The following is a 24,944-nucleotide window of genomic DNA, read 5'->3' on the forward strand; positions in this document are numbered from 1 at the left end:
GGCCAACATACTCCCTTCCCCAAGGGGAAGGGAGTATGTTGGCCACACCATCACAGCCCCCCGACAAACTTCTCGAACAGATAGAAGCTATCCTGCGGCCCCGGCGATGCCTCGGGGTGATACTGCACCGCAAACGCCCGCTTGCCCTTGATCGCAATCCCGCAATTCGTCCCGTCGAACAGCGAGACATGAGTCTGCTCGACATTCTCCGGCAGGCTCGCGGCATCCACCGCGAAGCCGTGGTTCATCGAGGTGATCTCGACGAGGCCGGTGGTCTCGCCCCAGCCTTCACCCACGCGCTGCACCGGGTGGTTCGCGCCGCGATGCCCCTGGTGCATCTTGAGCGTCTTCGCACCCGCCGCCAGCGCGAGCATCTGGTGGCCGAGGCAGATGCCGAACAGCGGCACATCGGCGTCGAGCAACGCCTTGATCACCGGCACGGCATATTCGCCGGTCGCCGCCGGGTCGCCGGGGCCGTTGCTCAGGAACACGCCATCAGGGGCAAGCGCCATCACCTCGTCAAAGCTCGTCTTGGCGGGCACCACCGTCACCCGCGCGCCGGCCTTCACCAGATTGCGGAAGATATTGTCCTTCGCGCCGTAATCGATCGCGACAACATGCGGCTTCGCATCGAACACCGCGCGGCCATAGCCCTTGCCGAGCGTCCAGTAGCCGCCCTCCCAGCCTTCCTGCGCCTCGCGAGTGACGCGGATGGCGAGGTCCATGCCTTCCAGCCCTGGCCAAGCCTGCGCGCGTTCCAACAGCGCTGGGAGATCGAACTTGCCGTCCGGCGCATGGGCGATGACCGCATTAGGCGCGCCGCTCTGGCGGATGCGGCGGGTGAGCGCGCGGGTATCGACGCCCGCCAGCCCGATCTTGCCGTTGCGCACCATCCAGTCGGCGAATTTCTCGATAGAGCGGAAGCTCGACGGTTCGGTCACATCCTCGCGCACGATGCAGCCGACTGCGCCTTCGACCTTGCTCTCAATATCCTCGCCATTCGCACCGACATTGCCGATATGCGGGAAGGTGAAGGTGACGATCTGCGCAGCGTAGGAGGGATCGGTCAGCACCTCCTGATAGCCGGTCATGGCGGTGTTGAAGCACACCTCGCCCACGGATGCGCCCACAGCCCCGAATCCCCGGCCCCAGACCACTGTGCCATCGGCCAAAACAAGGACTCCCGTCGCGCCAGAGGGTTGCGCGCGGAAAGATGCGGGGTCGGCCATGGGGCGCTCCGTTTGCGGTAATGCCAGCGATGTTGCTAAGTTTCGTCCGCTAGGCGCGGTGGCGGGCCGCGTCAACCTAGGCGTGCCGCGCTAATTGCGTTAGAGGCGCGCGCCTGAGTTCAAATCCACAGGAAACACGTAATGATCCGTGACGATATCAAGGCCGCCACCATCACCGCGATGAAGGCGGGCGAAAAGGACCGCACCGCCGCGCTCCGCCAGATCAGCGCCAAGATCAAGGACCGCGACATCGAGGAGCGCACCGCAGCCTCGCCAATCACCGATGATGATGTGCTGGTGACGTCGGTGTTGCAGAAGATGGCGAAGCAGCGTCGCGAATCGATCGAGATGTATGACGCCGGCGGCCGCGAGGAACTCGCGGCGGTGGAGCGCGCCGAGCTTGCCGTGATCGAGGAATTCCTTCCGCAGATGATGAGCGAGGCTGAAACCGCCGCCGCGATCGAAGCGATCAAGGCCGAAACCGGCGCGTCCAGCATGAAGGACATGGGCACCGTCATGGCCGAGCTGAAGGCCCGCCACGGCGCGGTGCTCGATGGCAAGCTGGCGAGTTCACTGGTGAAGGCGGCGCTGAGCTGAAATCTCTCTTTCCCCGTTCGTGTCGAGCGAAGTCGAGACATCCCTGTCCGTTCAATGGTGGCCTCTCGACTTCGCCCGAAGCGAACGGCTATGTTTGAGCCATGGCCTTTTGGTGCTACATATTGCGCTGTTCTGACGGCAAATATTACACCGGGCACACCGATAACCTAGAGCGCCGTATCGCCGAGCATCAGCATGGCGGCTATTGCGACTTTACCTCGAAGCGCCTGCCAATCACGCTGTTCTGGGCGCAGGACTTCCCTTCGCGCTACGAGGCACTCCAGAGCGAGTTGACCGTGAAGAAGTGGTCACGCGCAAAGAAGGAGGCGCTCGCCCGGTCAGATTGGCAGGCGCTGTCTCACTTCGCCAAGCCGCCCTCTGAACGATCCACAGGTGATCCACCGATAGGTGTCTCGACTTCGCTCGACACGAACGGAGCGGGAGAGCAGTAGGCTAGCATGGCCATAACCCCGCAATGGAAGGACGAGCTGCGTGCGCGGATCACGCTCTCGACGCTTGTCCAGCGGACGGTCAAGCTGACCCGCGCGGGACGCGAGTGGAAGGGGTGCTGCCCGTTCCATGAGGAAAAGACGCCGAGCTTCTATGTCAACGACCAGAAGCAGTTCTACCACTGCTTCGGCTGCGGGGCGCATGGCGATGCGATCAGCTGGATGGTGGACCAGCAGGGTCTGCAATTCATGGACGCGGTCAAGGAACTGGCGAGCATGGCCGGGATGGAAGTCCCCGCCCCCGATCCGGTCATGGCGAAGAAGGCCGAAGCCCGCGCCAGCCTGATCGACGTCACCGAGGCGGCGCAGCGCTTCTTTGTCGAGAGCCTGTCAGGCCCCTCTGGCGGCGCGGCGCGGGATTATCTGCAACGGCGCGGGTTCTCGGCGCAGGTCATGGCCGAATTCGGCTTCGGTTGGGCCCCTGACGAGCGACAGGCGCTGCCCAAGGCGCTCTCGCAATTCGGTGAAGATATGCTCGAAGGCGCGGGGATGCGCGCCGCCAATGAACAGGGCGAGCGCTATGATCGCTTCCGGGGCCGCGTCATGCTGCCGATCCAGGACGCGCGCGGGCGGGTGATCGCCTTCGGGGGGCGCATTCTCGACAAGCGCGACGGGGTCGCGAAGTATCTCAACTCGCCCGACACTGACCTCTTCGACAAGGGCCGCACGCTCTACAATCTCCACCGCGCCGCGCCTGCCGCGCGCCAGAGCGGGCGGGTGGTCGTGGTCGAAGGCTATATGGACGTCATCGCGCTCGCCAATGCCGGGATTGCCGACGCAGTCGCCCCGCTCGGCACGGCGCTGACCGAGATGCAGTTGGAACTGCTGTGGCGCATGGTCGAGGTGCCGGTGCTGTGCTTCGACGGCGACGCGGCGGGGCAAAGAGCAGCAATGCGAGCAATTACCCGCGCCCTGCCCCTGCTCGCGCCGATGCGCTCACTCAGCATCGTGCACCTGCCTGCCGGGCTCGATCCCGATGATCTGATCAAGGCGCAAGGCAAGGCGGCGATGGAACGGCTGCTCGGCAGCCCTGCCAGCCTGATCGAAACGCTCTGGGAGTTTGAACGCGACGCCCAGCCCCTCACCACGCCCGAAGCCAAGGCCGGATTGAAGGCGCGGCTAATGGCGCATGTCGACACCATCGCCGATCCCGAGATCAAGGGGCTCTATCGCCGGGAACTCTCCGACCGCTTCTCAGCTTTCGCTTATCCGCCCCGCCCGCCGAAGCCCGCGTTTCAGCCCGGTCAGCGTGGACCATGGAAGGGCGGCCCGCCACAACCGCAAGGCCTGTCCGACGGCGCGCGCGCACAGCTTTCGGGGATGATGGCGGGCGGTCAGCAGCAGGGCCTGCTCAGCGCGGTTTTGGCAGGCTTCGTGCGCCATCCCGACCAGATTGCGCGCCATGCCGAAGCGCTTTCGGTCCTGGCGCGGGCCAACCCCAAAGCCGCCGCTTTGATCGAATCGCTGTTCGAACTTGCAGAAACGCTTGATTCGCGAGCCGCAACCGCCATATGCAACGCGCAAGGCCAACCTGCCCCGCCGGCAGATATCCGCTACGCCTTTCTTGATGAAGGCAACGATCCCGGCGCTGCGTGTGAGGAACTGGCTGAAGCTGTGTCGCTGCTGGTCGAAAGGCCGGCGCTGGAGGCTGCGCTTGCGGCCACCATTGCTCGTTTCGAAAGCGATCCGGAAGGGTCGTTTGCGGAACAGACCCGCCTGCGCGCGCAGCTCATGGCAGTAGAAGAACGCCTCAAGGCCTTCGGGCGCCGCAAAGCGGGCGCTACGGCCACGGGTGACGATACCGCTTAAGCGGCGGATATGGGATTAATTGGCGGCCCCGCGCATCTCGCGGACCGCCCGGCAACGGATAGACACGAAAAATATGGCCGAGAAGGAAGATGCCCCGCTGATCGATCTGAACGATTCGTCGATCAAGAAGCTCATCAGCAAGGCCAAAAAGCGCGGCTATGTCACCTATGACGAGCTCAATGAGGCGCTGCCTTCGGGCGAGATGAGCCCCGATCAGATCGAGGATATCCAGACCGCTTTGTCCGAAATGGGCGTGCAGATCGTCGAAAGCGACGAAGACGCCGAGGCCGAGGGTGAAGAGGGCGAAGCCGAAGACGTCGTCGCCGATGACGATGACGACGAGGAGGATGACGAGAAAAAGGGCCCGGCCAAGGACGCCCGCGCCGGCAACCGCAAGCTCGTTACCGGTGAGCGTACCGATGATCCGGTGCGCATGTACCTGCGCGAAATGGGCGCGGTCGAACTGCTCAGCCGCGAAGGCGAAATCGCCATCGCCAAGCGGATCGAAGCTGGCCGCGACATGATGATCATGGGCCTGTGCGAAAGCCCCATCACCTTCCACGCGATCATCCAGTGGTCCGAAGCGCTCAACAATGGCGACATGCAGCTGCGTGAGATCCTCGATCTTGACGCGATGCTCTCCAAGGAACCGCCGGCCGACAAGATGGCCGAAGGCGCCGAGGATGACGACGACGACGGCGAAATCTCCGAAGCCACCGCTGGCCCGACCATCCGCGAGGATGACGAGGTCGCCGATGAGCCGGATGCCGACGGCGATGACGACGAGGACGGCGAAGGCCGCCCCAAGCGCGAAGAGGAAGAGGAGGAGGACAACACCCTCTCCCTCGCCCAGATGGAAGCCGCGCTGAAGCCCGAAGCGCTGGAGCGGTTCGCGCGCATCACCGCGCTGTTCAACGCCTTCGAGAAGCTTCAGGGCGAGCGCGTCGATACCTTGGCAGTGGGCAATGATTTCCCGGCCGCCAAGGAAAAGAAGTACGAACAGCTGCGCGAGGACCTCACCGCCGAGGTCGAAAGCGTCCAGTTCCACGCGACCAAGATCGAGTTTCTGGTCGACAATCTCTATGCCTTCAACCGCCGACTGACCACGCTGGGTGGGCAGATGCTGCGTCTGGCAGAGCGTCACAAGGTCAAGCGCGTCGACTTCCTCAATGCCTATGTCGGCAATGAAATGGACGACGCCTGGATCAAGGAACGCGCCAAGAAGGACAAGAAGTGGGCCGCCTTTGCCGAGCGCGAGGAAGACGCGATTGAGCGGATCCGCTCGGAAATCGCCGATATTGCTGCGCAGACCGGCATGAGCCTCACCGAGTTCCGCCGCATCGTCAACATGGTCCAGAAGGGCGAGCGCGAGGCGCGCATTGCCAAGAAGGAAATGGTCGAGGCGAACCTGCGTCTGGTGATCTCGATTGCCAAGAAGTACACCAACCGTGGCCTGCAATTCCTTGACCTTATTCAGGAAGGCAACATCGGTCTGATGAAGGCGGTCGACAAGTTCGAATACCGCCGCGGTTACAAGTTCAGCACCTATGCGACGTGGTGGATTCGGCAGGCGATCACCCGCTCCATCGCCGATCAGGCCCGCACCATCCGCATTCCGGTCCACATGATCGAGACGATCAACAAGCTGGTCCGCACCTCCCGCCAGTTCCTGCACGAGGAAGGCCGCGAGCCGACGCCGGAGGAAATGGCCCAGCGCCTCTCCATGCCGCTCGAGAAGGTGCGCAAGGTGATGAAGATCGCCAAGGAGCCGATCTCTCTCGAAACCCCGATCGGGGACGAGGAAGACAGCCACCTCGGCGATTTCATCGAGGACAAGAACGCGATCATCCCGGTCGATGCCGCGATTCAGGCAAACCTGAAGGAAACCGTCACCCGCGTGCTCGCCTCGCTCACCCCGCGTGAGGAACGCGTGCTGCGCATGCGCTTCGGCATCGGGATGAACACCGATCACACGCTGGAGGAAGTCGGCCAGCAGTTCTCGGTGACCCGCGAACGTATCCGCCAGATCGAAGCCAAGGCGCTGCGGAAGCTCAAGCACCCGAGCCGGTCGCGCAAGATGCGGTCGTTCCTGGATCAGTGACGATAGGAAGGCCCCGCTTCGGCGGGGTTTTTCACAGCGTCGAACCGCCGGTCGAAAAGCTTTGGCGCAGGGGTAGAGAATCCTCGCCTATGCGACTATGTGGACGCCATGCGCATCGCCATCGCCTCCGACCACGCAGCCGTGGAGCTGAAAGCCGAACTCGCCGAGTGGCTCATCGAAGAGGGCCACGACGTCGCCGACCTCGGCCCTGAGCCGGGGGTGAGCGTCGATTACCCCGATTACGGCTATCGCCTCGCGGAGATCATCGCTGAGGGCACGGTCGAATTCGGCGTGGCCCTGTGCGGCAGCGGGATCGGCATCTCGATCAGCGTCAACCGCCACCCGCAGGTGCGCTGCGCCTTGGTGAGCGAGCCCCTCTCCGCCGCCCTCGCCCGTGAACATAATGACGCCAATTGCATCGCTATGGGCGCGCGTCTCGTAGGGATTGAGATGGCCAAATCCTGCATCGCCACTTTCCTTGATACCGAATTCGCCGATGCCGGCGATCCGGCCGGACGCCACCAGCGCCGTGTCGGCAAGCTCGGCCAGCCCCCGTTTCAGCCTGATCATATCGAGACCCACCAATGAGCACTGCCCCGATTGATTTCGCCGCCCGTTCCGCCGTTCAGTCGATGGACGGCTTCTGGAATGACGATCTGGCCCATGCCGACCCGGAAATCGCCGCCGCGATCGGCAAGGAACTCGCCCGTCAGCGCGACAAGATCGAACTGATCGCGTCCGAGAACATCGCAAGCCGCGCCGTGCTCGAAGCCGCAGGCAGCGTGTTCACCAACAAGTATGCCGAAGGCTATCCGGGCAAGCGTTACTACGGCGGCTGCGACTATGCCGACGTGGTGGAATCCCTCGCCATCGAGCGCGCCAAGCAATTGTTCGGCTGCAACTTCGCCAATGTGCAGCCCAATTCGGGCTCGCAGATGAACCAGGCGGTGTTCCTCGCCCTGCTCAATCCGGGCGATACCTTCATGGGCCTCGACCTCAACTCGGGCGGGCATCTAACCCACGGCTCGCCCGTCAATATGAGCGGCAAGTGGTTCAACCCGGTCTCCTACGGCGTGACGCAGGGTGCCGAAACCATCGACATGGAAGAAGTCGCCGCCAAGGCGCGCGAGCATAAGCCCAAGCTGATCATCTGCGGCGGTACCGCCTATTCGCGCACCTGGGATTTCCCCGCCTTCCGCGCCATCGCGGACGAGGTGGGCGCAGTGCTGCTGTGCGACATGAGCCACATCTCCGGCCTCGTCGCGGGCGGCGCGCACCCCTCGCCCTTCCCGCATTGCGACATCGTCACCTCGACCACCCACAAGTCCCTGCGCGGTCCGCGTTCGGGCATCATCCTGTGGAATGACGAGAAGTACACCAAGCCGCTCAACATGGCGGTTTTCCCCGGCCTTCAGGGCGGCCCGCTGATGCACATCGTCGCGGCCAAGGCGGTTGCTTTCAAGGAAGCGCTGGCCCCTGAGTTCAAGACCTACGCCCACCGCATTGTCGCCAATGCCCGTGCGCTGGCCGCCAGCCTTGAGGAAAACGGGCTGCGCATCGTCAGCGGCGGGACCGACAATCACTCGATGCTGGTCGATCTGACGGCCAAGGATGTGACCGGCAAGGACGCCGAAAAGGGCCTCGACCGCGCCTGGCTCACCTGCAACAAGAACGGCATCCCGTTCGACACCCGCTCGCCCTTCGTCACCAGCGGTATCCGCTTGGGTACGCCCGCCGGCACCACCCGCGGCTTTGGCCCGGACGAGTTCCGCACGATCGGCAAGCTGATCGCCGAAGTGGTGGAAGGCCTCTCCAAAAACGGCCCCGAAGGCGATGCCCAGATCGAAGAGAGCGTCCGCCAGCGGGTCAGCGCGCTGTGCGCTGCCTTCCCCGTCTATCCCGGAATGTGAGGAGGCCTCTGCCATGAATGATCAGGATCCGCGCCAAGGCCCCGATTGGGTTGAAGATGTGAAAACCGAAGTGACCGGCATGGCCAAGGAGGGGATCAACCACCCCTCGACCGGCCCTGTCCTGACCGGAGCGGCGATTGGCGCAGTGGCGGGTCTGGTGCTGCCGATCGTGTCATGGCCGGTGGGCTTGCTCGCAGGTGCTGGCTTCGCGCTCTATCAGAGAATCAAGAAATAACCCTCTGAATGCGCTGCCCCTTTTGTGCTCATGATGATACCCAGGTAAAAGACAGCCGCCCGACCGAGGACAATGCCTCGATCCGGCGGCGTCGCCAGTGCTCGTCCTGCGGGGCGCGCTTTACCACCTTTGAACGTGTGCAATTGCGCGAGGTCGTGGTCGTCAAGTCCGGGGGCCATGGCGAAGCGTCGCGGCGTGAGCCGTTTGATCGGTCCAAGCTGGAACATTCGGTCGCGCTCGCCTGCCGTAAGCGCGGGATTGATCAGGAACGGCTCGATCAGCTGATCTCGGGTATCCAGCGACAGGTCGAAACCTCGGGCGAGGCAGAAGTGCCCTCCTCGCATATTGGCGAGCTGGTGATGGAAGGCCTGCGCCAGATCGATTCCGTCGCCTATATCCGCTTCGCGAGTGTCTACCGCGATTTCTCCGAGGCGCGGGACTTTGAGGAATTCGCCAGCACCGTCCAGCAAGCCGCGAAAGAATAGGCAGAAAATGGCCGAACTCAACAAGCCGGTGATCGTGCTCGTGCGTCCACAGCTGGGCGAGAATATCGGCAAGGCGGCGCGCGCGATGCTCAATTTCGGGCTGACCGAGCTGCGGCTGGTCTCCCCCCGCGATGGCTGGCCCAACCCTTCGGCAGGGCCTGCGGCGTCGGGCGCGGATATCGTGCTGGAACAGGCCAAGGTTTACGCCACGACGGCCGAAGCGGTTGCTGACTGCGCGCATGTTCACGCCACCACCGTGCGCAAGCGCGGCGTGACCAAGCCGGTGATCGGCGCAGATGAGGCCGGACGGCTGGTCCATACACAGGCAGGTCGGCACGCGATCATCTTTGGCCCCGAACGCTCCGGTCTTGAGACCGAAGATGTGGCGCTGGCCCGCAATATCCTGACGATTCCGATCAATCCCGAGTTCGGCTCGCTCAATCTCGCGCAGGCGGTGATTCTGGTCGCTTACGAATGGTCGCGCGCTGGACGTGAGATGGCGGGGGTTGATCCGGTGCTGGTGCAGCCGACGGTCGAGGAGATCCTGCCCCCCGCGCCGCAGGAAGAGCTTGAGGGTCTGATCGCCCATTTCGAAGCGCTGCTGGCCCCTCGCGGCTATTTCCGCCCCGAGGGCCGCGCCGAGACGAACCGCCGCACCTTGCGCGGCGTGCTCACCAAGCCGGGCTGGAACCATCTCGAAGTGCGCACCCTGCGGGGCGTTCTGACCACAATCGAGCGTGGACGGATCGAGTAACGTCGTTCGTCGAACGGAGTTGGACACTGGCCCGTCAGCCGTTAGCTCTACGGCACCCCGCCCCAACCAAGTGAGATTGCTGATGATTCCCCTGCGCCGCTTCCTGCTGGCCTGTGCCGGCAGCCTGCTGCTTTTGCCCTTTGCCGCAGCCGCTCAATCCGACGAACAAGCCAGCGAAACCCCGCCCGCCGCGGAAACACCCGCACCCAAGCCGGATAGCGAACCAGCCAAGGACAACAGCGCCGAGGAAGGCACCGCCGAGGAAAACAAGCGCGTGTGCAAGTCCGTCCGGGCCGACCCGTCGAGCCGCCGCAAGACCCGCGTCTGCCGCACCATGGAAGAATGGCGGGGATTGAACGTGCCGACCTGATCGGACTCCACCGACATTGCGGCACGCGCAACGCTTGACCTACGCGGTCATCCTGCTATGCGCGCGCCTTCGCAAATGGGCCCTGCACCCCGGTGAAGCAGTGGCCGCAACAGAACTTTGTTCTGGTGGAGCGATGCCGGGTTTGATGGCTGCCCAATGGGGGCGGCCCAGCAATTTGAAGGAAGACGTATGTCGAAGCGCAAAAGCGCCAAGTACAAGCTTGACCGCCGGATGGGCGAAAACATCTGGGGTCGCCCGAATTCCCCGGTGAACAAGCGGTCCTACGGCCCCGGCCAGCACGGTCAGCGTCGCAAGGGCAAGATGAGCGATTATGGCCTCCAGCTGCGCGCCAAGCAAAAGCTGAAGGGCTATTACGGCGACGTCACCGAAAAGCAGTTCAAGCGCACCTATGCCGAAGCTTCGCGCATGAAGGGCGATACCAGCCAGAACCTGATCGGCCTGCTCGAGCAGCGCCTCGACATGGTGGTGTACCGCGCCAAGTTCGCGCCGACCATCTTCTCGGCCCGTCAGATTGTCAGCCACGGTCACATCTATGTGAACGGTGTGAAGTGCAACATCGCTTCGCGCCGCGTGATGATCGGCGACGTTGTCAGCCTCGGCAGCAAGGCCAAGGAAATGGCGCTCGTGATCGAAGCCCAGGGTCTCGCCGAGCGTGACATTCCCGATTACGTCCAGCCCGATGGCAACGACAAGATCACCTTCACCCGCGTGCCGAAGCTCGACGAAGTGCCCTACCCGGTCACGATGGAGCCAAACCTGGTGGTGGAATTCTACTCGCGCTGATCCTTCGGACAGCGATGCATACAAAAAAGGGCGGCCTTGCGGGGCCGCCCTTTTTCGTTGCACGCTTGGGGAACCGGGGTCAGTCCCTGATCCGGTCCCATTCGCCGAATTCATAGGCGATCGAGCCTTCGACGAGGCGCTCCCAGATATCGCCCACGACGTCCGCAGGAATGCCGTGGGCCTCGGCCTCGGCCACAGCGGCGGCGATCACGCTGGCCTTGCGGGCTTCGTCACGCACCGCGTCGCGGGTCGGCTTGATCCGGGCAGCGGCACGCATGTAGCCAAAGCGCTTGGCGAGCAGTGCGACCAGCTCGGCATCGAGCGCATCGACCCCGGCGCGGACTTCGGGCATCGTTGTGCAATCTTCAGGGTTCAGGGGACAATCGGTCATGGCCAGCGCCCTAGGCGGTCAAACCGCCTCTTGTCGAGGGGCTTCCCCACCCATTACCCGCCATCCAAAGCCGCCTCAAGAAAGCGCCCGATATCGGCCAGCATTTCCACGCGAACTGCACTGTCATCCAGCCCATGCTGAAGATCGGCGTATTCGCGATAGGTGACGGATTTACCCGCAGCCTTGAGCGCCCGCTCCATCGCCTGCGCGTGTCGCACATCGACGTTGAGATCACGCGTTCCGTGGAACAGCGCGACCGGCGCAGCGAACCTTTCGGCATGGCGGCGCGGGCTGCCCAAGGCGACATGCGGCCCCTCGCCCACATATTCGCGCACCATCCGCGAGTTGGTGTAGTCGCGCGCATCGTCGATCAGAAAGCCGAGGTCCGTGACCGGCGCAATCGCAACCACCGCCTTGTACAGCGTAGGGTCGAGCACCTGCGATTGCAGCGCCGCATAACCCCCGTATGACCAACCGGCGATGGCGAGCTTGTCCGGCACGGCAATGCCTTCGGTCACCAACCAGCGGCCGGCGTCATTGACGTCGCCAATCGCAACTTCCCATGCCTTGAAGCCGTTGCGCCCGTACCATGCCTCGCCATAGCCGGATGACCCGCGGTAATTGGGCTGGAGCACGGCGTAGCCTTTGGCGGTGAAGTACTGCACCAGCCAGTCAAAGCCCCATTCGTCACGCGCTGCGGGGCCGCCGTGGGGAAGGACGATCGCAGGCAAGCCCTTGCCGTTCGAACCGGGCGGGAGGGTCAGGTAGGCGGGGATCATGGTCCCATCGCGCGCGGGGTAGCTGACGGGCTTCATCTGCCCCATCGCCGCCCCTTCAAGCCGTGAGCGCAGCGGCAACAACGGCTCCAGCGCCCGCGCCTTGCGGTCGAAGATATAGACCATGCCGGGCTGGGTGTCGCTTGATGCGATCAGCAGCAGCTTCTGCTCGTCCGCGCTGGCGCCAACGATATTGACCAGAGGTTGATCGGGCAACGCCTTGCCGAGATCGGCCGCGAGCTTGGCCAATGCCGGGTCGAAATAGGCGATCTCGCGCTTTTCGGTCGCGTAACTTGCGCCGACCACGCGGTTCTTCCGGCCGATGCGGATCAACCCGTCCACGTCGACATCGCCGCGTGCCATAAGCAGTTTGCCTATGCCGGTGCCGTCCAGTGCGACTTCGGCAATCGCATCATAGCCGCTCCTGGAGACAAAGCCGAAAGCGACATTGCGGGCGCTATCGACCGCCAGCGGTATCATCCGCTCGACCGGCTGCCCATCAATCGTGAGGGATTCGAGCGGAACCCAGCTGTTGCTATCGGGCGTGCGAAAGAAATAGCGGAAGGTGCCGAGGAGGTTTCCATTCGAATCCCGCTGGGCCTGCATCTTGACGCGCACCCGTCCATGCTCGTCGGCGATATAGCGGAGCGTCGCATCATCAGGCTGCTCGCGGATCCGCGACCGCCCGTTTGCGATATCGACCAGCTCTGCCCCCAAGCCACGCTTTTCGTTGCCGAGCCGCGTTCCGACCGTCGATTCGGGGATGAAGTTCCGGGTCATGAGGATCATGCCCTCCTCGCCGGCCACATCGAGCGCGAGGACATCGCCGCCGAACTGGTTGAAGCCCAAAGCGCGCGGCGAATCGCGCTGGCTAATCATGCGGATGTTGGTGCTGTCAGCATTGAGCGCGATCAGGCGGTCGAACGGGATCAGGATACCGCCATCCGCGCCGCCCATTCCGGAAAGCTGGCAAAGCAGCCGCACCTCGCTCGCCCACTCGCACGAATCGATGTCGACCAACTTCTCGCCATTGGTCAGCACCGCCTTGACCGCGGCCTCGGTCGTGAAGTCGATGACGTTGACGACCTCGGTGTGGCCGGGCCCGGCGGAAATGAAGACGATCTTGTTGCCTGAAGGCGAAAGGCTGATGTTGAGCACATCGGCGCGCGCACCGAAGCGCACTGCCGCCTCATCGGTTGCTGCCTGCGCATGAGCGACGGCGCCTGTGGCGACCATCGCAAGCGCGGTGCCTGCACGCAGCAGGTTGCGCACCGCCGATGCGGCTGTGCTTGCCAAATTCATGATTGATCCCCTGCTCCTACTAAGGCGTGGAGACTAGCGGGAGAACAGCAGGCTTCAAGCCCCCCGGTGCACATAGTCCCGGCGGAAGTCGCTGGCAAAGCTGGCAAAGCGCCCGCCCGCAATGGCGTCGCGCATCCCCTGCATCAGGGCCTGATAGAAGCTGAGGTTGTGTTCGGTTACCAGCATCGCGCCGAGCATTTCGCCCGATTTGACGAGGTGGTGAATATAGGCGCGGCTATAGGTGGTACAGACCGGGCACTGGCAGCGGTCATCCAGCGGGCCGGTGTCCTCGGCAAAGCGGGCGTTCCTGAGGTTCAGCGGCCCGTTCCAGGTGAAGGCCTGCCCGTTGCGGCCCGAGCGGGTCGGCAGCACGCAATCGAACATGTCGATCCCGCGCTCCACCGCGCCGACCAGATCATCGGGCTTGCCCACGCCCATCAGGTAACGCGGGCGGTCCTTCGGCAGCATGTCGGGCGCGTAGTCGAGCACGCCGAACATCGCCTCCTGCCCCTCGCCCACGGCCAACCCGCCAACAGCGTAGCCATCAAAACCGATATCGGTGAGCTTCTCGGCGCTGATCCGGCGCAGGTCTTCGTGCAAAGCGCCCTGCTGGATGCCGAACAAGGCGGCACCGCTTGCGTGTTCCTGCCCGCTGTCAAAGCCCTCGCGGCTGCGCTTGGCCCAGCGCATGGAGAGTTCCATTGAAGCGGCGATCTCGTCCCGCGGGCGGTCTGCGCGAGGGCATTCGTCGAACGCCATGACGATGTCGCTGCCGAGCAACCGCTGGATTTCCATCGAGCGTTCGGGCGTGATCATGTGCTTGCTGCCATCAAGGTGGCTGCGGAATTCGACGCCTTGCTCGGTCAGCTTGCGCAACTCGCTCAGGCTCATCACCTGATAGCCGCCGCTATCGGTCAGGATCGGGCGCGGCCAGTTCATGAATTGGTGGAGCCCGCCAAGCCGCGCCACCCGCTCCGCACCGGGGCGGAGCATGAGGTGGTAGGTGTTTCCGAGGATGATGTCTGCGCCCGTGCCGCGCACGGCTTCGGGCTTCATCGCCTTGACCGTCGCAGCCGTGCCCACCGGCATGAAGGCCGGCGTGCGGATCTCGCCGCGCTGCATGGCGATGGTGCCAGTGCGCGCCTTGCCGTCCGTGGCGTGGAGCGTGAAGGAGAAACGGGGGCCGGTCATTGGCCCCGCGCGCTAGCGAGGCTGCGCGCGCCTGTCACCCCTAAAGCGAGCGGGCCAAAAGCAGACGGGCCGCCCGCCATGGTGGCGAGCGGCCCGTTGTTCGTTTCAGTCCCGATCAGACGATCAGAACTTGAAGCCCACGCCGACCGTGCCGCGCAGGGTGTCGAACGCGATGGTATCGACGTTGGCGCGCAGGACAACCGAGCTCACCGGAACTTCAACGCCGACGCCGACGAGGTAGTCACCAGCGGTGGTGTCGAGATCGGGGAAGTCGCTCTCGTCAAAATCGGGCACGCCGATCAGGTTACCGGCGTCGAGGTCGACCCACTGGTAGCCGCCGCGGGCATAGATCTTCGCGCCGCCATCGGTGCGGAAGCCGAGACGGCCGGACACGCCGTATTCGGCGTCAATCGGGCCGCTGCCGAAGTGGGCGTTGCCTTCCACACCGGCAAACAGGTTGGTGCCAAGCGGGAAGTCGACCGCGGCAAAGCCACCGAAGATTTCGCCGCTTTCGTCGACGTCAAAGCCGTCGAGGTCGGCATCTTCAACATCGACGGCGAGGTCATGGAGACCGACCGAAGCACCGATGGTGACTTCCGGCTGGTTAGAATCTTGGGCCTGCGCTGCGGCCGGCAGCGCAATCGCGCCCATCGCTGCGAGCGAAGCGAATGCGATCTTTTTCATTCTTGTTATCCTTCGTTTGACCGGCCGCAGGGGGTGCAGCAGGTGGCCAAGCATTTAGGAATCGGCGACTTTCTGCGCAATGAACGAAGGTTAGACTTCTCGTTAATGTCGGCCAGACAGTGCATATGCTCCGACCAAGGGCCTTGGGCGCTCCACGAACGTCACTCGCGTAGCCGCCATCCGGTCCGAAAAATCACTGCAATCACAAGGGTGCACAGCGCCAAGAAGCCGATTGTGAGGCCGAGCGACACGCCAATCGGCACATCGGACACACCATAGAAGCTATAGCGCAGGCCGCTCACCAGAAAGGCGATCGGATTGGCGAGCGCCACCGCGTCCCACGGCGCGGGCAATTCGCGGATCGAGTAGAATGTGCCGCCCAGAAAGGTCAGCGGCGTGAGAATCAGCATCGGGATGATCCCTAGCTTTTCGAAGCTGTCCGCCCAGATGCCGAGGATGAAGCCGAACAGCGCAAAGCTGGCCGCCACCAGCATGATGTAGAATGCGGCCAGCAGCGGATATTTGATCTCGTAATCGACAAAGAAGGTTGCCGTGCCGAGGATGATGGCCGCGAGGATCAGCCCCTTGGTCGCCGCTGCCCCGACGAAACCGGCGAGCGTCTCGGCCACGCCGACAGGTGCGGAGAGCAGTTCGTAGATCGTGCCGGTGAAGCGCGGCATATAGATACCGAAGCTTGCGTTGCTGGTGGTCTCCCCCAGCAGCGTCAGCATCAGCAGGCCAGGAATGATGAAGGCGCCATAAGGCACCCCGCCAATCGGCTCCATCCGCGCGCCGATCACCGATCCGAACACTACGAAGTATAGCGAGGTGGTCAGCACCGGGGAGAGGATCGACTGGAACGCGGTGCGGAAGGCGCGGGCCATTTCGCGGCGGTAGATGGCGAGCGCGCTGCGAGCGTTGAAATACATCACGCGGCCTCCTTCTCACCCAGCAGCCCGACGAAGATGTCTTCCAGCGACGAATCGTGGATGTCGAGGCTGGTGTAGGCAATGTCGGCACGGGTCAGTGCCTGGGTCAGCTGCGCCACCTGTGCGCGGCCCCCGCCCTGCCCGTTCCCGCCGCGATAGATCAGCTGCATCCCGTCCGCGCCGATCTCCACCGGGAACCCGGCAAGTGCAGGCGGGATCGCCGCCAGCGGCGCGGCCAAGGTGATCACCGCCTCGGTGGTGCCGAGCCGTTCCATCATCGCGCGCTTTTCATCCACCATCAGGATTCGCCCGCCGCGAATGATGCCGACGCGGTCGGCCATTTCCTCGGCTTCCTCGATATAGTGGGTGGTGAGGATGATGGTGACGCCGCGTTCTTTCAGCGCCGCGATCTGCTGCCACATATCCTTGCGCAGCTCGACATCAACACCGGCAGTGGGCTCATCAAGGAACAACAATTCCGGCTCATGCGCCAGCGCTTTGGCGATCAGCACCCGGCGCTTCATCCCGCCAGACAGGGCGCGAATCTGTGCGTCCTTCTTATCCCAGAGCGACAGGCTGCGAAGGATTTCTTCGAGCCGCGCGGGATCATAGGGGCGGCCGAACAAGCCTTGCGAATAGGCAATGGCGCGCCACACGGTCTCGAACATATCGGTCGCGAGCTCCTGCGGCACCAGCCCGATCCGCGCGCGGGCTTTGCGCCAATCCCGCGACAGGTCTTGCCCGAAGGCGGTGATCGTCCCGCCCGTGGGCCGTACCAACCCGCACACCGCACCGATCAACGTGGTCTTGCCCGCCCCGTTCGGCCCGAGCAGCGCGAAAATCTCGCCCGGGCGGATATCGAGATCGACCGAATCAAGCGCCCGGGGGCCGTTCTTGTAGGTCTTGGTCAGGCCGCGGATCGAGAGGATAGGTTCGCTCATAGCTACCGATTACGGGAGCAGCAGCGAGGAGTCACCATAGGAATAGAACCGGTACTCGTTCGCGATAGCGTGCTGGTAGGCCGCCATCATCCGATCACGCCCCATCAGCGCCGAAACCAGCATCATCAGCGTCGATTTGGGCAAGTGGAAATTGGTCATCAGCCCATCCACCGCGCGCAATTTGTAGCCCGGCGTGATGAAGATCGCGGTGTCTCCGGCAAAGGGCTGGATGATGCCGTCTTCATCGACCGCGCTTTCAAGCAGCCGGAGCGAGGTCGTGCCGACCGCGATGATCCGGCCACCCTTGGCACGGGCTTCGTTGAGCTGGGTGGCGGTTTCAACGGAGATGCGGCCGAACTCGGCGTGCATCTGGTGATCGTCGGTATCGTCGGCCTTTACTGGCAGGAAGGTGCCCGCCCCGACGTGCAGCGTCAGCATCGCCCGCCCGATCCCCGCGGCGTCAATGGCATCGACCAGCCTTGGCGTGAAATGCAGCGAAGCTGTCGGGGCGGCAACCGCGCCTTCCTCCCGCGCGAACATCGTCTGGTAGTCTTCCAGATCCTGCGCATCGACCCCGCGCTTCGACGCGATATAGGGCGGCAGCGGCATGGTGCCCGCACGGTCGAGCAGGACTTCGACGGGTTCCTCACCCTCGAAGAACAGGGTGATCGAGCCATCGGGGAGCCGCGCTTCGGCAATCGCGGTGACGCCGCCGCCGAAGACGATCTGGTCGCCCTCCTTCACCCGCTTGGCATTGCGGACGAAGGCCTGCCAGCGGCGAAGGTCGAGCCGCTTGTGCAGCGTGGCACCAATCTTGGCCTCGCCATCAGCGCGGCGACCTTCGAGCTGAGCGGGGATCACGCGGGTGTCGTTGAAGACGAGCACATCGCCCGCGTTCAGCAGGCTCGGCAGATCGCGCACGCCCCGATCTTCGAACGGCGTATCGGCTCCGCGCACAACGAGCATCCGCGCCGCATCGCGCGGCCGCACGGGGCGCAGCGCTATGCGTTCATTGGGCAAATCGAAATCGAACAGGTCAACCTTCATGGCGCGCGCCCCTAGCCGGATGGCGCGGCCGCGGGAAGCCCTTTAGGGGATCGGCGCGCTCAACATATCAGCCGAAATCGGCGCATCCTGAGGCGGCGCGGGCGGCGGCGGAGGGGGCAGGTTGTCGCTGGCGAGCGAGGCCTGAAGGATATAGGTCGGCGACGCGGGCGGCTCGCCCCGGTTGATCGCATCGACCGCTTCCATGTTCTCGATCACCCGGCCGAAGTTGGTGTATTTCTTGTCGAGGCTGAAACGCGGGTAGAAGACGATGAAGAACTGGCTGTTGGCGCTGTCCTCTTCGGCCGCGCGCGCCATCGACAACGTCCCGCGCACGTGCGGCATGGGGTTGAACTCGGCCTTCAGATCGGGAAGCTCGCTGCCGCCCTGTCCGGTGCCGGTCGGATCACCGCCCTGCGCCATGAAACCTTCAATCACGCGGTGAAACACCACGCCATTGTAGAAGCCAGCACGGGTGAGCGTCTTGATCCGTTCGGCATGGGCGGGCGCCCACTCGGCCGCCAGGCGGATCTTCACCCGCTGGCCGTTGGACAGATCGAGCACCCAGACATTCTCGGGATCGACCGTGGGATCAAAATTGATCGGCGGATAGGTGCGCGCCGCCGCGGGGGCTGCGTCCTCATCCGGCTTATCGGCATTGTCACCGAAAGCCTCGGGCGGGGTATCGTCCTTCTGCTTCTGAGCGAACGCCGCCTGCGGGGCGGTCAACAGCAACAGGGCGGCAAGGGCAGGCGCAAGCTTGGTGATGATCATGGTTCCATCCGGATTTATGCGGGCGCTTTAGCCCTGCCCGGCTGACACTGCAATGAATGAGAGGCGCATTACCGCGATGGCTGCGCCTCAGTAATCGCCCTTCATCCCCTGCTCGCGCACGCGGGCGTTCACTTCCTCGCACACCGGCTGGCTGACGAAGCGGGCGATATCGCCGCCATAGACCGCGATTTCCTTCACCAGCTTGGACGCGATCGGCTGGAGCGAGACATCAGCCATCAGGAACACGGTTTCGATATCGTCGTCGAGCTGCTGGTTCATGCCGGCCATCTGATATTCGTATTCGAAATCGGCCACGGCGCGCAGGCCCCGGATGATGACATTGGCCCCCTGCTTCTGCGCAAACTTCACCAACAGCGCATTGAAGCCCACCACCTCGACATTGGTGAGGCCCATGTTCGCGACCTCGCGTTCCACCATGCGGAAGCGTTCGTCGGTGGAGAACATCGGGTTCTTGGACGGATTGGTCGTCACGCCAATGATCAGGTGATCGACCAGCTTTGACCCGCGCCGGATGATGTCGGCGTGGCCGAGCGTGATGGGATCGAATGTCCCCGGGTAAATCCCGATGCGGCGGCTCATGACAATGTCCTCTCCCTTGGTCTGGCGCGTGTTCGGCTCAGGCGATCCGGGCTGACGGCGTGACCCAGACGCTGCCGGATCCGCGCATCTTGTAGACAAAGCCTTCACCCGACCGCATCGCGCTGCGCAGGCCCTGCACCAGCGGGCCAATCGTCACTTCGAGCGAGGCGGAATACATCAGCATGAAATCGCCATCGACCACGACTTCCTCGCCCGGGCGCACCGGCACCTCGTCAATCTCGTGAACCGGCACCGGACTTTCGACCGCAAACACGCCCGAGCCCGTGATCTTGGGCTGCGCCAGACCATTGCCCGAGAACATCCCCGAGATCGACTTGTGCATATGCGTGGTCAGCGAAATCTCTGCCGCGCAGGCATAGAACGCGCGATCATCCAGCAGCAACGCATCCTGCGGGCCGTCCATCGTCGCCAGCACGAAATGGCGGCGGACCGGTTCGCACCAGATCGTGCCCGATCCGGAATAGCGCGTCGCATGGGCGGATTCGCCCGTCGCGGCTGAGGCGGCGGCGCGCGCGAAAAAGCCCTTGTTCGCTTCGTGGCGGACCACTTCGGCGCTGAGGTTGCCATAGGAATATTGCAGTGCGCCCGGCTCGATCAGGACAGCGGCATTGCTGATCTCGATTTCGAGCTGATGCACATCCGTCGGCTCGGCGATGTAGTGCATCTGGCCTTCGACCCCGGTGGGCAGCCCGCGCGCGACCATCTTCTTCTCGACATAGCGATGCACCCGCATGGTGACGCCGCCACGGCTTTCTTCCTGAATCATCTGCCGGAATGCCATCAGCTTTCCCCTTTGTTTGCCGTGAGACCTTCGCTCAGGACTCGCGTTCGACGATAAAGCGGGCGAGCGCGCGCAAGATGTCAGCCTCGCTGCCATAGGAGGCGAGCCGCAGCACCGCCTGATCGACCAGCGCGCGGGCCTGTTCGCGGGCCTTGTCCGCTCCCATCAGCGTCACGAAGGTCTGCTTGCCTTGGGCTTGGTCCTTGCGCAGCGCCTTGCCCGCTTTCTCGATATCGCCTTCGACATCGAGCAAATCATCAGCGATCTGGAAGGCGAGGCCGATATCGCGGGCATAGGCCCTCAGGTGCGCCCTGCCCTGCGGCGCGACCTTGCCGAGGATCGCGCCCATCTCGACACTGGCGGCCAGCAGCGCGCCGGTTTTCAACTGTTGCAGCCGGGTGATGGTGTGGAGGTCATATTCGACCCCTTCCTCATCCGCGACCATGTCCATCATCTGCCCGCCGGCCATGCCGTGCATCCCCGAAGCCTTGCCGAGCGTGAGTATCAGCTCGCTGCGGGTGAACGGGTCTTCGCTGGTGGCATCGTCCGCAAGAATCTCGAAGGCCAGCGCATGGAGCGCATCGCCCGCCAAAACGGCTGTCGCCTCGTCATAGACCTTGTGCAGGGTCGGCTTGCCGTGGCGCAGATCGTCATTGTCCATGCAGGGCAAGTCATCGTGGATCAACGAATAGACGTGGATCGCCTCAATCGCTGCGCCGACCCGCATCGCCGCATCACGCGAGACGCCGAACAGGCTGGCGGTGCTGCACACCAGCAGCGGCCGCACCCGCTTACCGCCACCGATCGCGGCATAGCGCATCGCCTCGATCAACCGCGCGCTGGTGTCGTCCGGCACCGGCAGCAGCGCATCGAACAGCGAATCGATTTCGGACTGCACGTTGCGGATTGCGTCGCTCAGCACATTGCCTTGAGTCTCTGCCAACATCGCTTCAGCCTTCCGCGTCAAAGGCCTGTGTGCCGGTCGCCCGGCCATCGGCTGCCGTCACAATCCGCTCGATCCGGGCCTGCGCCGCATCGAGCCGCTGCTGGCAGGCGAGCCGCAACGCCTCTCCGCGCTCATAGAGGCTGATCGACTGATCCAGTGGCACATCCCCGCGCTCAAGCGCCTGCACGATCTGTTCGAGCGCGGCCAACGCCTGCTCAAAGCTCATGCCAGCAATGTCTTGTCCGGCAGTTGCCGGTGATCCTGTGCCCTCGTCCATGGTGCGAAGCATTGACGGGGCGCGCGGGCGCGGTCAAGGCTGGCCGTGACGGGCGGGATCACCAAAACAGGAATTGCACGCAATATGCTCAAGTGGATCATCGCCTATGGCGTCGCAGCCGTATCCTTCCTGGCGTTCGACATCGTCTGGCTGCGCTGGGCAGCGGGCAATCTCTATCGTCCAGTCATCGGCGAGATCATGGCCAAGGACTTCAACGCGGGCGCGGCGATTGCCTTCTATCTGATCTACATCGCGGGGATCACCTGGTTCGCCATCCGTCCGGGGATCGAGAGCGGGACGGTGCAAGCTGCCGTGCTCAACGGCATTTTGCTTGGCGCGCTGTGCTACGCCACCTTCGATCTTACCTCGCAGGCGGTGATGAAGGTATGGGCCACGCATATCAGCGTGCTCGATATCCTGTGGGGCGCCTTCGTCACCGGTGCGGCGAGCGGGATTGCCACCTTCGTGGTGCTCCGCTTCGTCCCCGCCACCGCTGCCACGCCAAGCTGAGGCAAACGCTGCTGCCATGTTCATCGGCCACTTCGCCCCCGCCTTCGTCGCCGCCGCCGTCAGCCCGGAGCGGCCGCGGCTGGGGCTGATGTTCGTGGCGGCGCAGCTGGTGGACTGGGCGTTCTTCATCTTCACCATCGTCGGCGTCGAGCACATGCGCATCGTCGATCCGCCGGCGAGCGTGATGTCGCCGATCGACTTTCATCACATGCCCTATACCCACAGCCTGATCGGAACCGCGATCTTCGCTGCCGCGCTGCTTGGCGTGGTGGCGGTGCAGCGGCGCGATCTGAAGCTGGGGGTGCTGGCCGGACTGGTGGTGCTGTCGCACTGGCTGCTCGACTGGCTGGTGCACGTGCCCGATCTGACACTGGACGGCACGCCGCCCAAACTCGGGCTGGGACTATGGGACATGCCGTGGGTCGCGATCCCGCTGGAGCTGGGTGTCACGCTTGGCGCTTTCGCTTTCTATCTGCGCAGGACGCGCGGACCAGCGGGACCGCCTGCGATTCTGATCGGCGTGATGCTGCTGTTCCAAGCGATCAGCTGGTTCGGCCCGCACCCAGAGAGCGCCGGGGTGTTCTTCGCCATGCAGGCGCTGCTCGCGTTCGGGATCATGACCGCACTGGCAACGTGGGTCGGGGAGAATCGCTGGTTCCGCAAACGCGGCAACTTGGCCTTCGCGCTCCAGTAATCTAGGGGGCTGCGCAAGGAGTCCCCGTCCATGTCCCAGTCGACCACCATCAGCCCCGAAATCGTCGAACAGCACGGCCTTTCGCCCGAGGAATACGAGCGCGTCCTGCACGCGCTGGGCCGCGAGCCGAACCTTGTCGAGCTCGGCATCTTTTCGGTGATGTGGTCTGAGCATTGCAGCTACAAATCCTCGCGTCTGCACCTCAAGAAGCTGCCGACTGAGGCCCCGTGGGTGATCTGCGGCCCGGGCGAGAACGCGGGTGTGATCGACATCGGTGACGGGCAGGCGGCGATCTTCAAGATGGAGAGCCACAACCACCCCTCCTACATCGAGCCCTATCAGGGCGCGGCGACCGGCGTGGGCGGCATTCTGCGAGACGTCTTCACCATGGGCGCACGGCCGATGGCGAACGCCAACGCGCTGCGCTTCGGCCGGCCCGAGCACCCCAAGATGAAGCATCTGGTGCAGGGTGTGGTCGCGGGCATCGGCGGCTATGGCAATTGCGTCGGCGTGCCGACGGTTGCGGGCGAGACCAACTTCCACCCGGCCTATGACGGCAACATCCTCGTCAACGCCATGACAGTCGGCGTCGCGGATCAGGACAAGATTTTCTACTCTGCCGCGACCGGCCTCGGGAACCCGATTGTCTATGTCGGCAGCAAGACCGGCCGCGACGGCATCCACGGCGCGACCATGGCAAGCGCGGACTTCGGTGAGGATGCCGAGGCCAAGCGCCCGACGGTGCAGGTCGGCGATCCCTTCACCGAAAAGCTGCTGATCGAAGCCTGTCTCGAACTGATGGCGACCGATGCGATTGTCGCGATCCAGGATATGGGTGCAGCGGGCCTCACCTCCTCCAGCGTGGAAATGGCCTCCAAGGGCGGCGCGGGCATCCGGCTCGACATGAACAAAGTCCCGTGCCGCGAAACCGGCATGACGCCCTATGAGATGATGCTCTCTGAAAGCCAGGAGCGGATGCTCATGGTGCTGAAGCCCGGCAAGGAGCCGATGGCCGAGGCGATCTTCAAGAAGTGGGAGCTCGATTTCGCGGTGATCGGCGAAGTGACCGACACCGGCCACATGGTACTCGAATTCAATGGCGAAGTGGTGTGCGACATCCCCCTTGCCCCGCTCGCCGACGAAGCCCCGCTCTATGACCGGCCTTACCTCTCCAAGGAGGAATACGCGGTATGGGCTGGCGTCAAGCCGCTCGGCGAAGTGCCCGCGAGCGATGACATCGCGGCGGACCTGCTGACCATGATGGCCTCGCCCGATCTCGCCTCGCGCCGCTGGATTGCGGAGCAATATGATTCGCAGGTGGGTGCCGACACCCTCCAGACCGGCGGCGATGCTGGCGTAGTGCGGGTGCATGGGACTAGCAAGGCGCTCGCGATCACCACAGACTGCACGCCGCGCTATGTCTTCGCCGATCCGTACGAGGGTGGTAAGCAGGCCATCGCCGAAGCATACCGCAACCTTTGCGCGGTGGGTGCCCGTCCGCTGGCGGTGACCAACTGCCTCAACTTCGCCAACCCGCAACGCCCCGAGATCATGGCGCAGATCGTCCACGCGCTCGAAGGCATGGGCGATGCGTGCCGGGCGCTGGACTTCCCGATCGTGAGCGGGAACGTCAGCCTCTACAACGAGAGCAAGGCGACCGGCGGCGGTTCGGCGATCCTGCCCACGCCGGCCATCGGCGGCGTCGGCATCATCACCGATCTGTCGAAGATGATGACGATGCACTTCAAGCAGGCGGGCGATGCGATCTACCTGGTCGGCCCCGAATTCTGGGCCAAGCCCGACCCGACCCGCTCGCATCTCGGCCAATCGCTGTGGCTGCGCGTGGTCAAGGGCATGGAGGCCGGCCGCACCCCGCCGACCGATCTAGTGGTCGAGCGCACGGCAGGCGAGATCATCCATGAGTTGATCGCCGACGGCCTCGTCAACGCAGTACACGATCTCAGCGATGGCGGCCTTGCGGTGGCGCTGGCGGAGATGGCGTTGGCGGGCGGTATCGGGGCCGAGGCCGATCTGGCAGGCAATCCTGACTATACTCCGGCGCAGTGGTGGTTCGGTGAGGATCAGGGGCGCTATCTCGTCACCGTGCCGGACGTCGCAGCGCTCAACGCCGCCCTCGCCAAGGGCACGCGCGATGCAGACACGGCGCAGATCGGCTTCCAGCGGATCGGCACCGTGGGCGGTGATCAGGTGCTCGGCATTCCGCTCAGCGAATTGCGCGCCGCAAACCAACGGTTCTTCGAAGCGTGGATGGAAGCCTGA

The 24,944-nt window shown here is 63.9% G+C and carries 27 protein-coding genes; 14 read left to right on the forward strand and 13 right to left on the reverse strand.

What is annotated here, in order from left to right; all coding sequences use genetic code 11:
* Nucleotides 1-50 precede the first annotated feature (50 nt).
* Complete coding sequence (gene carA / locus GVM20_RS05360; protein WP_166546275.1) at nt 51-1,229, reverse strand: glutamine-hydrolyzing carbamoyl-phosphate synthase small subunit; 1,179 nt, start codon at nt 1,227-1,229, stop codon at nt 51-53.
* A gap of 141 nt (nt 1,230-1,370) precedes the next feature.
* Between carA and GVM20_RS05365 the strand changes: the two genes are divergently transcribed.
* The 11 genes from GVM20_RS05365 to rpsD all read left to right on the forward strand — a co-directional run bounded on the left by GVM20_RS05365 (nt 1,371) and on the right by rpsD (nt 10,803).
* Nucleotides 1,371-1,826, forward strand: a complete 456-nt coding sequence (locus GVM20_RS05365) for a GatB/YqeY domain-containing protein (RefSeq protein WP_166546276.1) — start codon at nt 1,371-1,373, stop codon at nt 1,824-1,826.
* Nucleotides 1,827-1,927: 101 nt separating this feature from the next.
* On the forward strand, nt 1,928-2,278 hold the full coding sequence (locus GVM20_RS05370) for a GIY-YIG nuclease family protein (RefSeq protein ID WP_166546277.1): 351 nt from the start codon (nt 1,928-1,930) through the stop codon (nt 2,276-2,278).
* 6 nt (nt 2,279-2,284) lie between these two features.
* Complete coding sequence (dnaG, locus tag GVM20_RS05375) at nt 2,285-4,144, forward strand: DNA primase (RefSeq protein ID WP_166546278.1); 1,860 nt, start codon at nt 2,285-2,287, stop codon at nt 4,142-4,144.
* A 73-nt stretch (nt 4,145-4,217) separates the two neighbouring features.
* Nucleotides 4,218-6,245: an RNA polymerase sigma factor RpoD gene (gene rpoD, locus GVM20_RS05380; protein ID WP_166546279.1), complete on the forward strand. Its 2,028-nt coding sequence runs from the start codon at nt 4,218-4,220 to the stop codon at nt 6,243-6,245.
* A gap of 108 nt (nt 6,246-6,353) precedes the next feature.
* A complete protein-coding gene (locus tag GVM20_RS05385; protein ID WP_160761600.1) occupies nt 6,354-6,833 on the forward strand; it encodes an RpiB/LacA/LacB family sugar-phosphate isomerase in 480 nt (159 codons plus the stop codon).
* Nucleotides 6,830-8,155, forward strand: a complete 1,326-nt coding sequence (gene glyA / locus GVM20_RS05390; RefSeq protein ID WP_286165998.1) for a serine hydroxymethyltransferase — start codon at nt 6,830-6,832, stop codon at nt 8,153-8,155. The genes GVM20_RS05385 and glyA overlap by 4 nt, the downstream gene beginning before the upstream one ends.
* A 13-nt stretch (nt 8,156-8,168) precedes the next feature.
* A complete protein-coding gene (locus GVM20_RS05395; protein ID WP_160760900.1) occupies nt 8,169-8,390 on the forward strand; it encodes a hypothetical protein in 222 nt (73 codons plus the stop codon).
* Between the two features lie 8 nt (nt 8,391-8,398).
* Nucleotides 8,399-8,875 carry a transcriptional regulator NrdR gene (gene nrdR, locus GVM20_RS05400; protein WP_166546280.1) on the forward strand — a complete coding sequence of 159 codons (477 nt, stop codon included), beginning with the start codon at nt 8,399-8,401 and terminating at the stop codon, nt 8,873-8,875.
* 7 nt (nt 8,876-8,882) lie between these two features.
* Entirely contained in the window at nt 8,883-9,629 is a 747-nt protein-coding gene (locus tag GVM20_RS05405; protein ID WP_166546281.1) for an RNA methyltransferase, read from the forward strand.
* Nucleotides 9,630-9,711: 82 nt separating this feature from the next.
* Complete coding sequence (locus GVM20_RS05410; RefSeq protein WP_166546282.1) at nt 9,712-9,999, forward strand: hypothetical protein; 288 nt, start codon at nt 9,712-9,714, stop codon at nt 9,997-9,999.
* Between the two features lie 189 nt (nt 10,000-10,188).
* Nucleotides 10,189-10,803: a 30S ribosomal protein S4 gene (rpsD, locus tag GVM20_RS05415; RefSeq protein WP_166546283.1), complete on the forward strand. Its 615-nt coding sequence runs from the start codon at nt 10,189-10,191 to the stop codon at nt 10,801-10,803.
* A 79-nt stretch (nt 10,804-10,882) separates the two neighbouring features.
* Here the strand turns inward: rpsD and GVM20_RS05420 are convergent, their stop codons facing one another.
* From GVM20_RS05420 to GVM20_RS05475, 12 genes are all read right to left on the reverse strand, one after another.
* Nucleotides 10,883-11,194, reverse strand: a complete 312-nt coding sequence (locus GVM20_RS05420) for a chorismate mutase (protein WP_166546284.1) — start codon at nt 11,192-11,194, stop codon at nt 10,883-10,885.
* 53 nt (nt 11,195-11,247) lie between these two features.
* The gene (locus GVM20_RS05425) at nt 11,248-13,272 is read right to left on the reverse strand and encodes an alpha/beta hydrolase family protein (RefSeq protein WP_166546285.1); all 2,025 of its coding nucleotides are present in this window, start codon (nt 13,270-13,272) and stop codon (nt 11,248-11,250) included.
* 54 nt (nt 13,273-13,326) lie between these two features.
* Nucleotides 13,327-14,463 carry a tRNA guanosine(34) transglycosylase Tgt gene (tgt, locus tag GVM20_RS05430; RefSeq protein ID WP_166546286.1) on the reverse strand — a complete coding sequence of 379 codons (1,137 nt, stop codon included), beginning with the start codon at nt 14,461-14,463 and terminating at the stop codon, nt 13,327-13,329.
* A 123-nt stretch (nt 14,464-14,586) separates the two neighbouring features.
* Nucleotides 14,587-15,147 (reverse strand): outer membrane beta-barrel protein, encoded by a 561-nt coding sequence (locus GVM20_RS05435; protein ID WP_166546287.1) that lies wholly within the window; start codon nt 15,145-15,147, stop codon nt 14,587-14,589.
* Nucleotides 15,148-15,308: 161 nt separating this feature from the next.
* Nucleotides 15,309-16,076 (reverse strand): ABC transporter permease, encoded by a 768-nt coding sequence (locus tag GVM20_RS05440; protein ID WP_199799481.1) that lies wholly within the window; start codon nt 16,074-16,076, stop codon nt 15,309-15,311.
* Nucleotides 16,076-17,017 carry an ABC transporter ATP-binding protein gene (locus tag GVM20_RS05445; RefSeq protein ID WP_160760890.1) on the reverse strand — a complete coding sequence of 314 codons (942 nt, stop codon included), beginning with the start codon at nt 17,015-17,017 and terminating at the stop codon, nt 16,076-16,078. The genes GVM20_RS05440 and GVM20_RS05445 overlap by 1 nt, the downstream gene beginning before the upstream one ends.
* Nucleotides 17,018-17,026: 9 nt before the next feature.
* Entirely contained in the window at nt 17,027-18,064 is a 1,038-nt protein-coding gene (gene queA, locus GVM20_RS05450; protein WP_166546289.1) for a tRNA preQ1(34) S-adenosylmethionine ribosyltransferase-isomerase QueA, read from the reverse strand.
* Between the two features lie 42 nt (nt 18,065-18,106).
* Nucleotides 18,107-18,835: a peptidylprolyl isomerase gene (locus GVM20_RS05455; RefSeq protein WP_166546290.1), complete on the reverse strand. Its 729-nt coding sequence runs from the start codon at nt 18,833-18,835 to the stop codon at nt 18,107-18,109.
* A gap of 87 nt (nt 18,836-18,922) precedes the next feature.
* Nucleotides 18,923-19,435 carry a pantetheine-phosphate adenylyltransferase gene (gene coaD, locus GVM20_RS05460; protein ID WP_166546291.1) on the reverse strand — a complete coding sequence of 171 codons (513 nt, stop codon included), beginning with the start codon at nt 19,433-19,435 and terminating at the stop codon, nt 18,923-18,925.
* 37 nt (nt 19,436-19,472) lie between these two features.
* A complete protein-coding gene (locus tag GVM20_RS05465; protein WP_166546292.1) occupies nt 19,473-20,237 on the reverse strand; it encodes an AIM24 family protein in 765 nt (254 codons plus the stop codon).
* 34 nt (nt 20,238-20,271) lie between these two features.
* Entirely contained in the window at nt 20,272-21,183 is a 912-nt protein-coding gene (locus tag GVM20_RS05470; RefSeq protein WP_166546293.1) for a polyprenyl synthetase family protein, read from the reverse strand.
* A 4-nt stretch (nt 21,184-21,187) separates the two neighbouring features.
* Nucleotides 21,188-21,460, reverse strand: a complete 273-nt coding sequence (locus GVM20_RS05475) for an exodeoxyribonuclease VII small subunit (protein ID WP_160760884.1) — start codon at nt 21,458-21,460, stop codon at nt 21,188-21,190.
* Between the two features lie 84 nt (nt 21,461-21,544).
* Here GVM20_RS05475 and GVM20_RS05480 point away from each other — a divergent pair, with 84 nt between their 5' ends.
* The 3 genes from GVM20_RS05480 to purL are packed head-to-tail and all read left to right on the forward strand — an operon-like array spanning nt 21,545 to nt 24,944.
* Entirely contained in the window at nt 21,545-21,970 is a 426-nt protein-coding gene (locus tag GVM20_RS05480; protein WP_166546294.1) for a DUF2177 family protein, read from the forward strand.
* Nucleotides 21,971-21,986: 16 nt separating this feature from the next.
* Nucleotides 21,987-22,664 (forward strand): hypothetical protein, encoded by a 678-nt coding sequence (locus GVM20_RS05485; RefSeq protein ID WP_166546295.1) that lies wholly within the window; start codon nt 21,987-21,989, stop codon nt 22,662-22,664.
* 30 nt (nt 22,665-22,694) lie between these two features.
* The gene (purL, locus tag GVM20_RS05490; RefSeq protein WP_166546296.1) at nt 22,695-24,944 is read left to right on the forward strand and encodes a phosphoribosylformylglycinamidine synthase subunit PurL; all 2,250 of its coding nucleotides are present in this window, start codon (nt 22,695-22,697) and stop codon (nt 24,942-24,944) included.

It is taken from the genome of Porphyrobacter sp. SLTP (assembly GCF_009905735.1).
Classification (GTDB): domain Bacteria; phylum Pseudomonadota; class Alphaproteobacteria; order Sphingomonadales; family Sphingomonadaceae; genus Erythrobacter.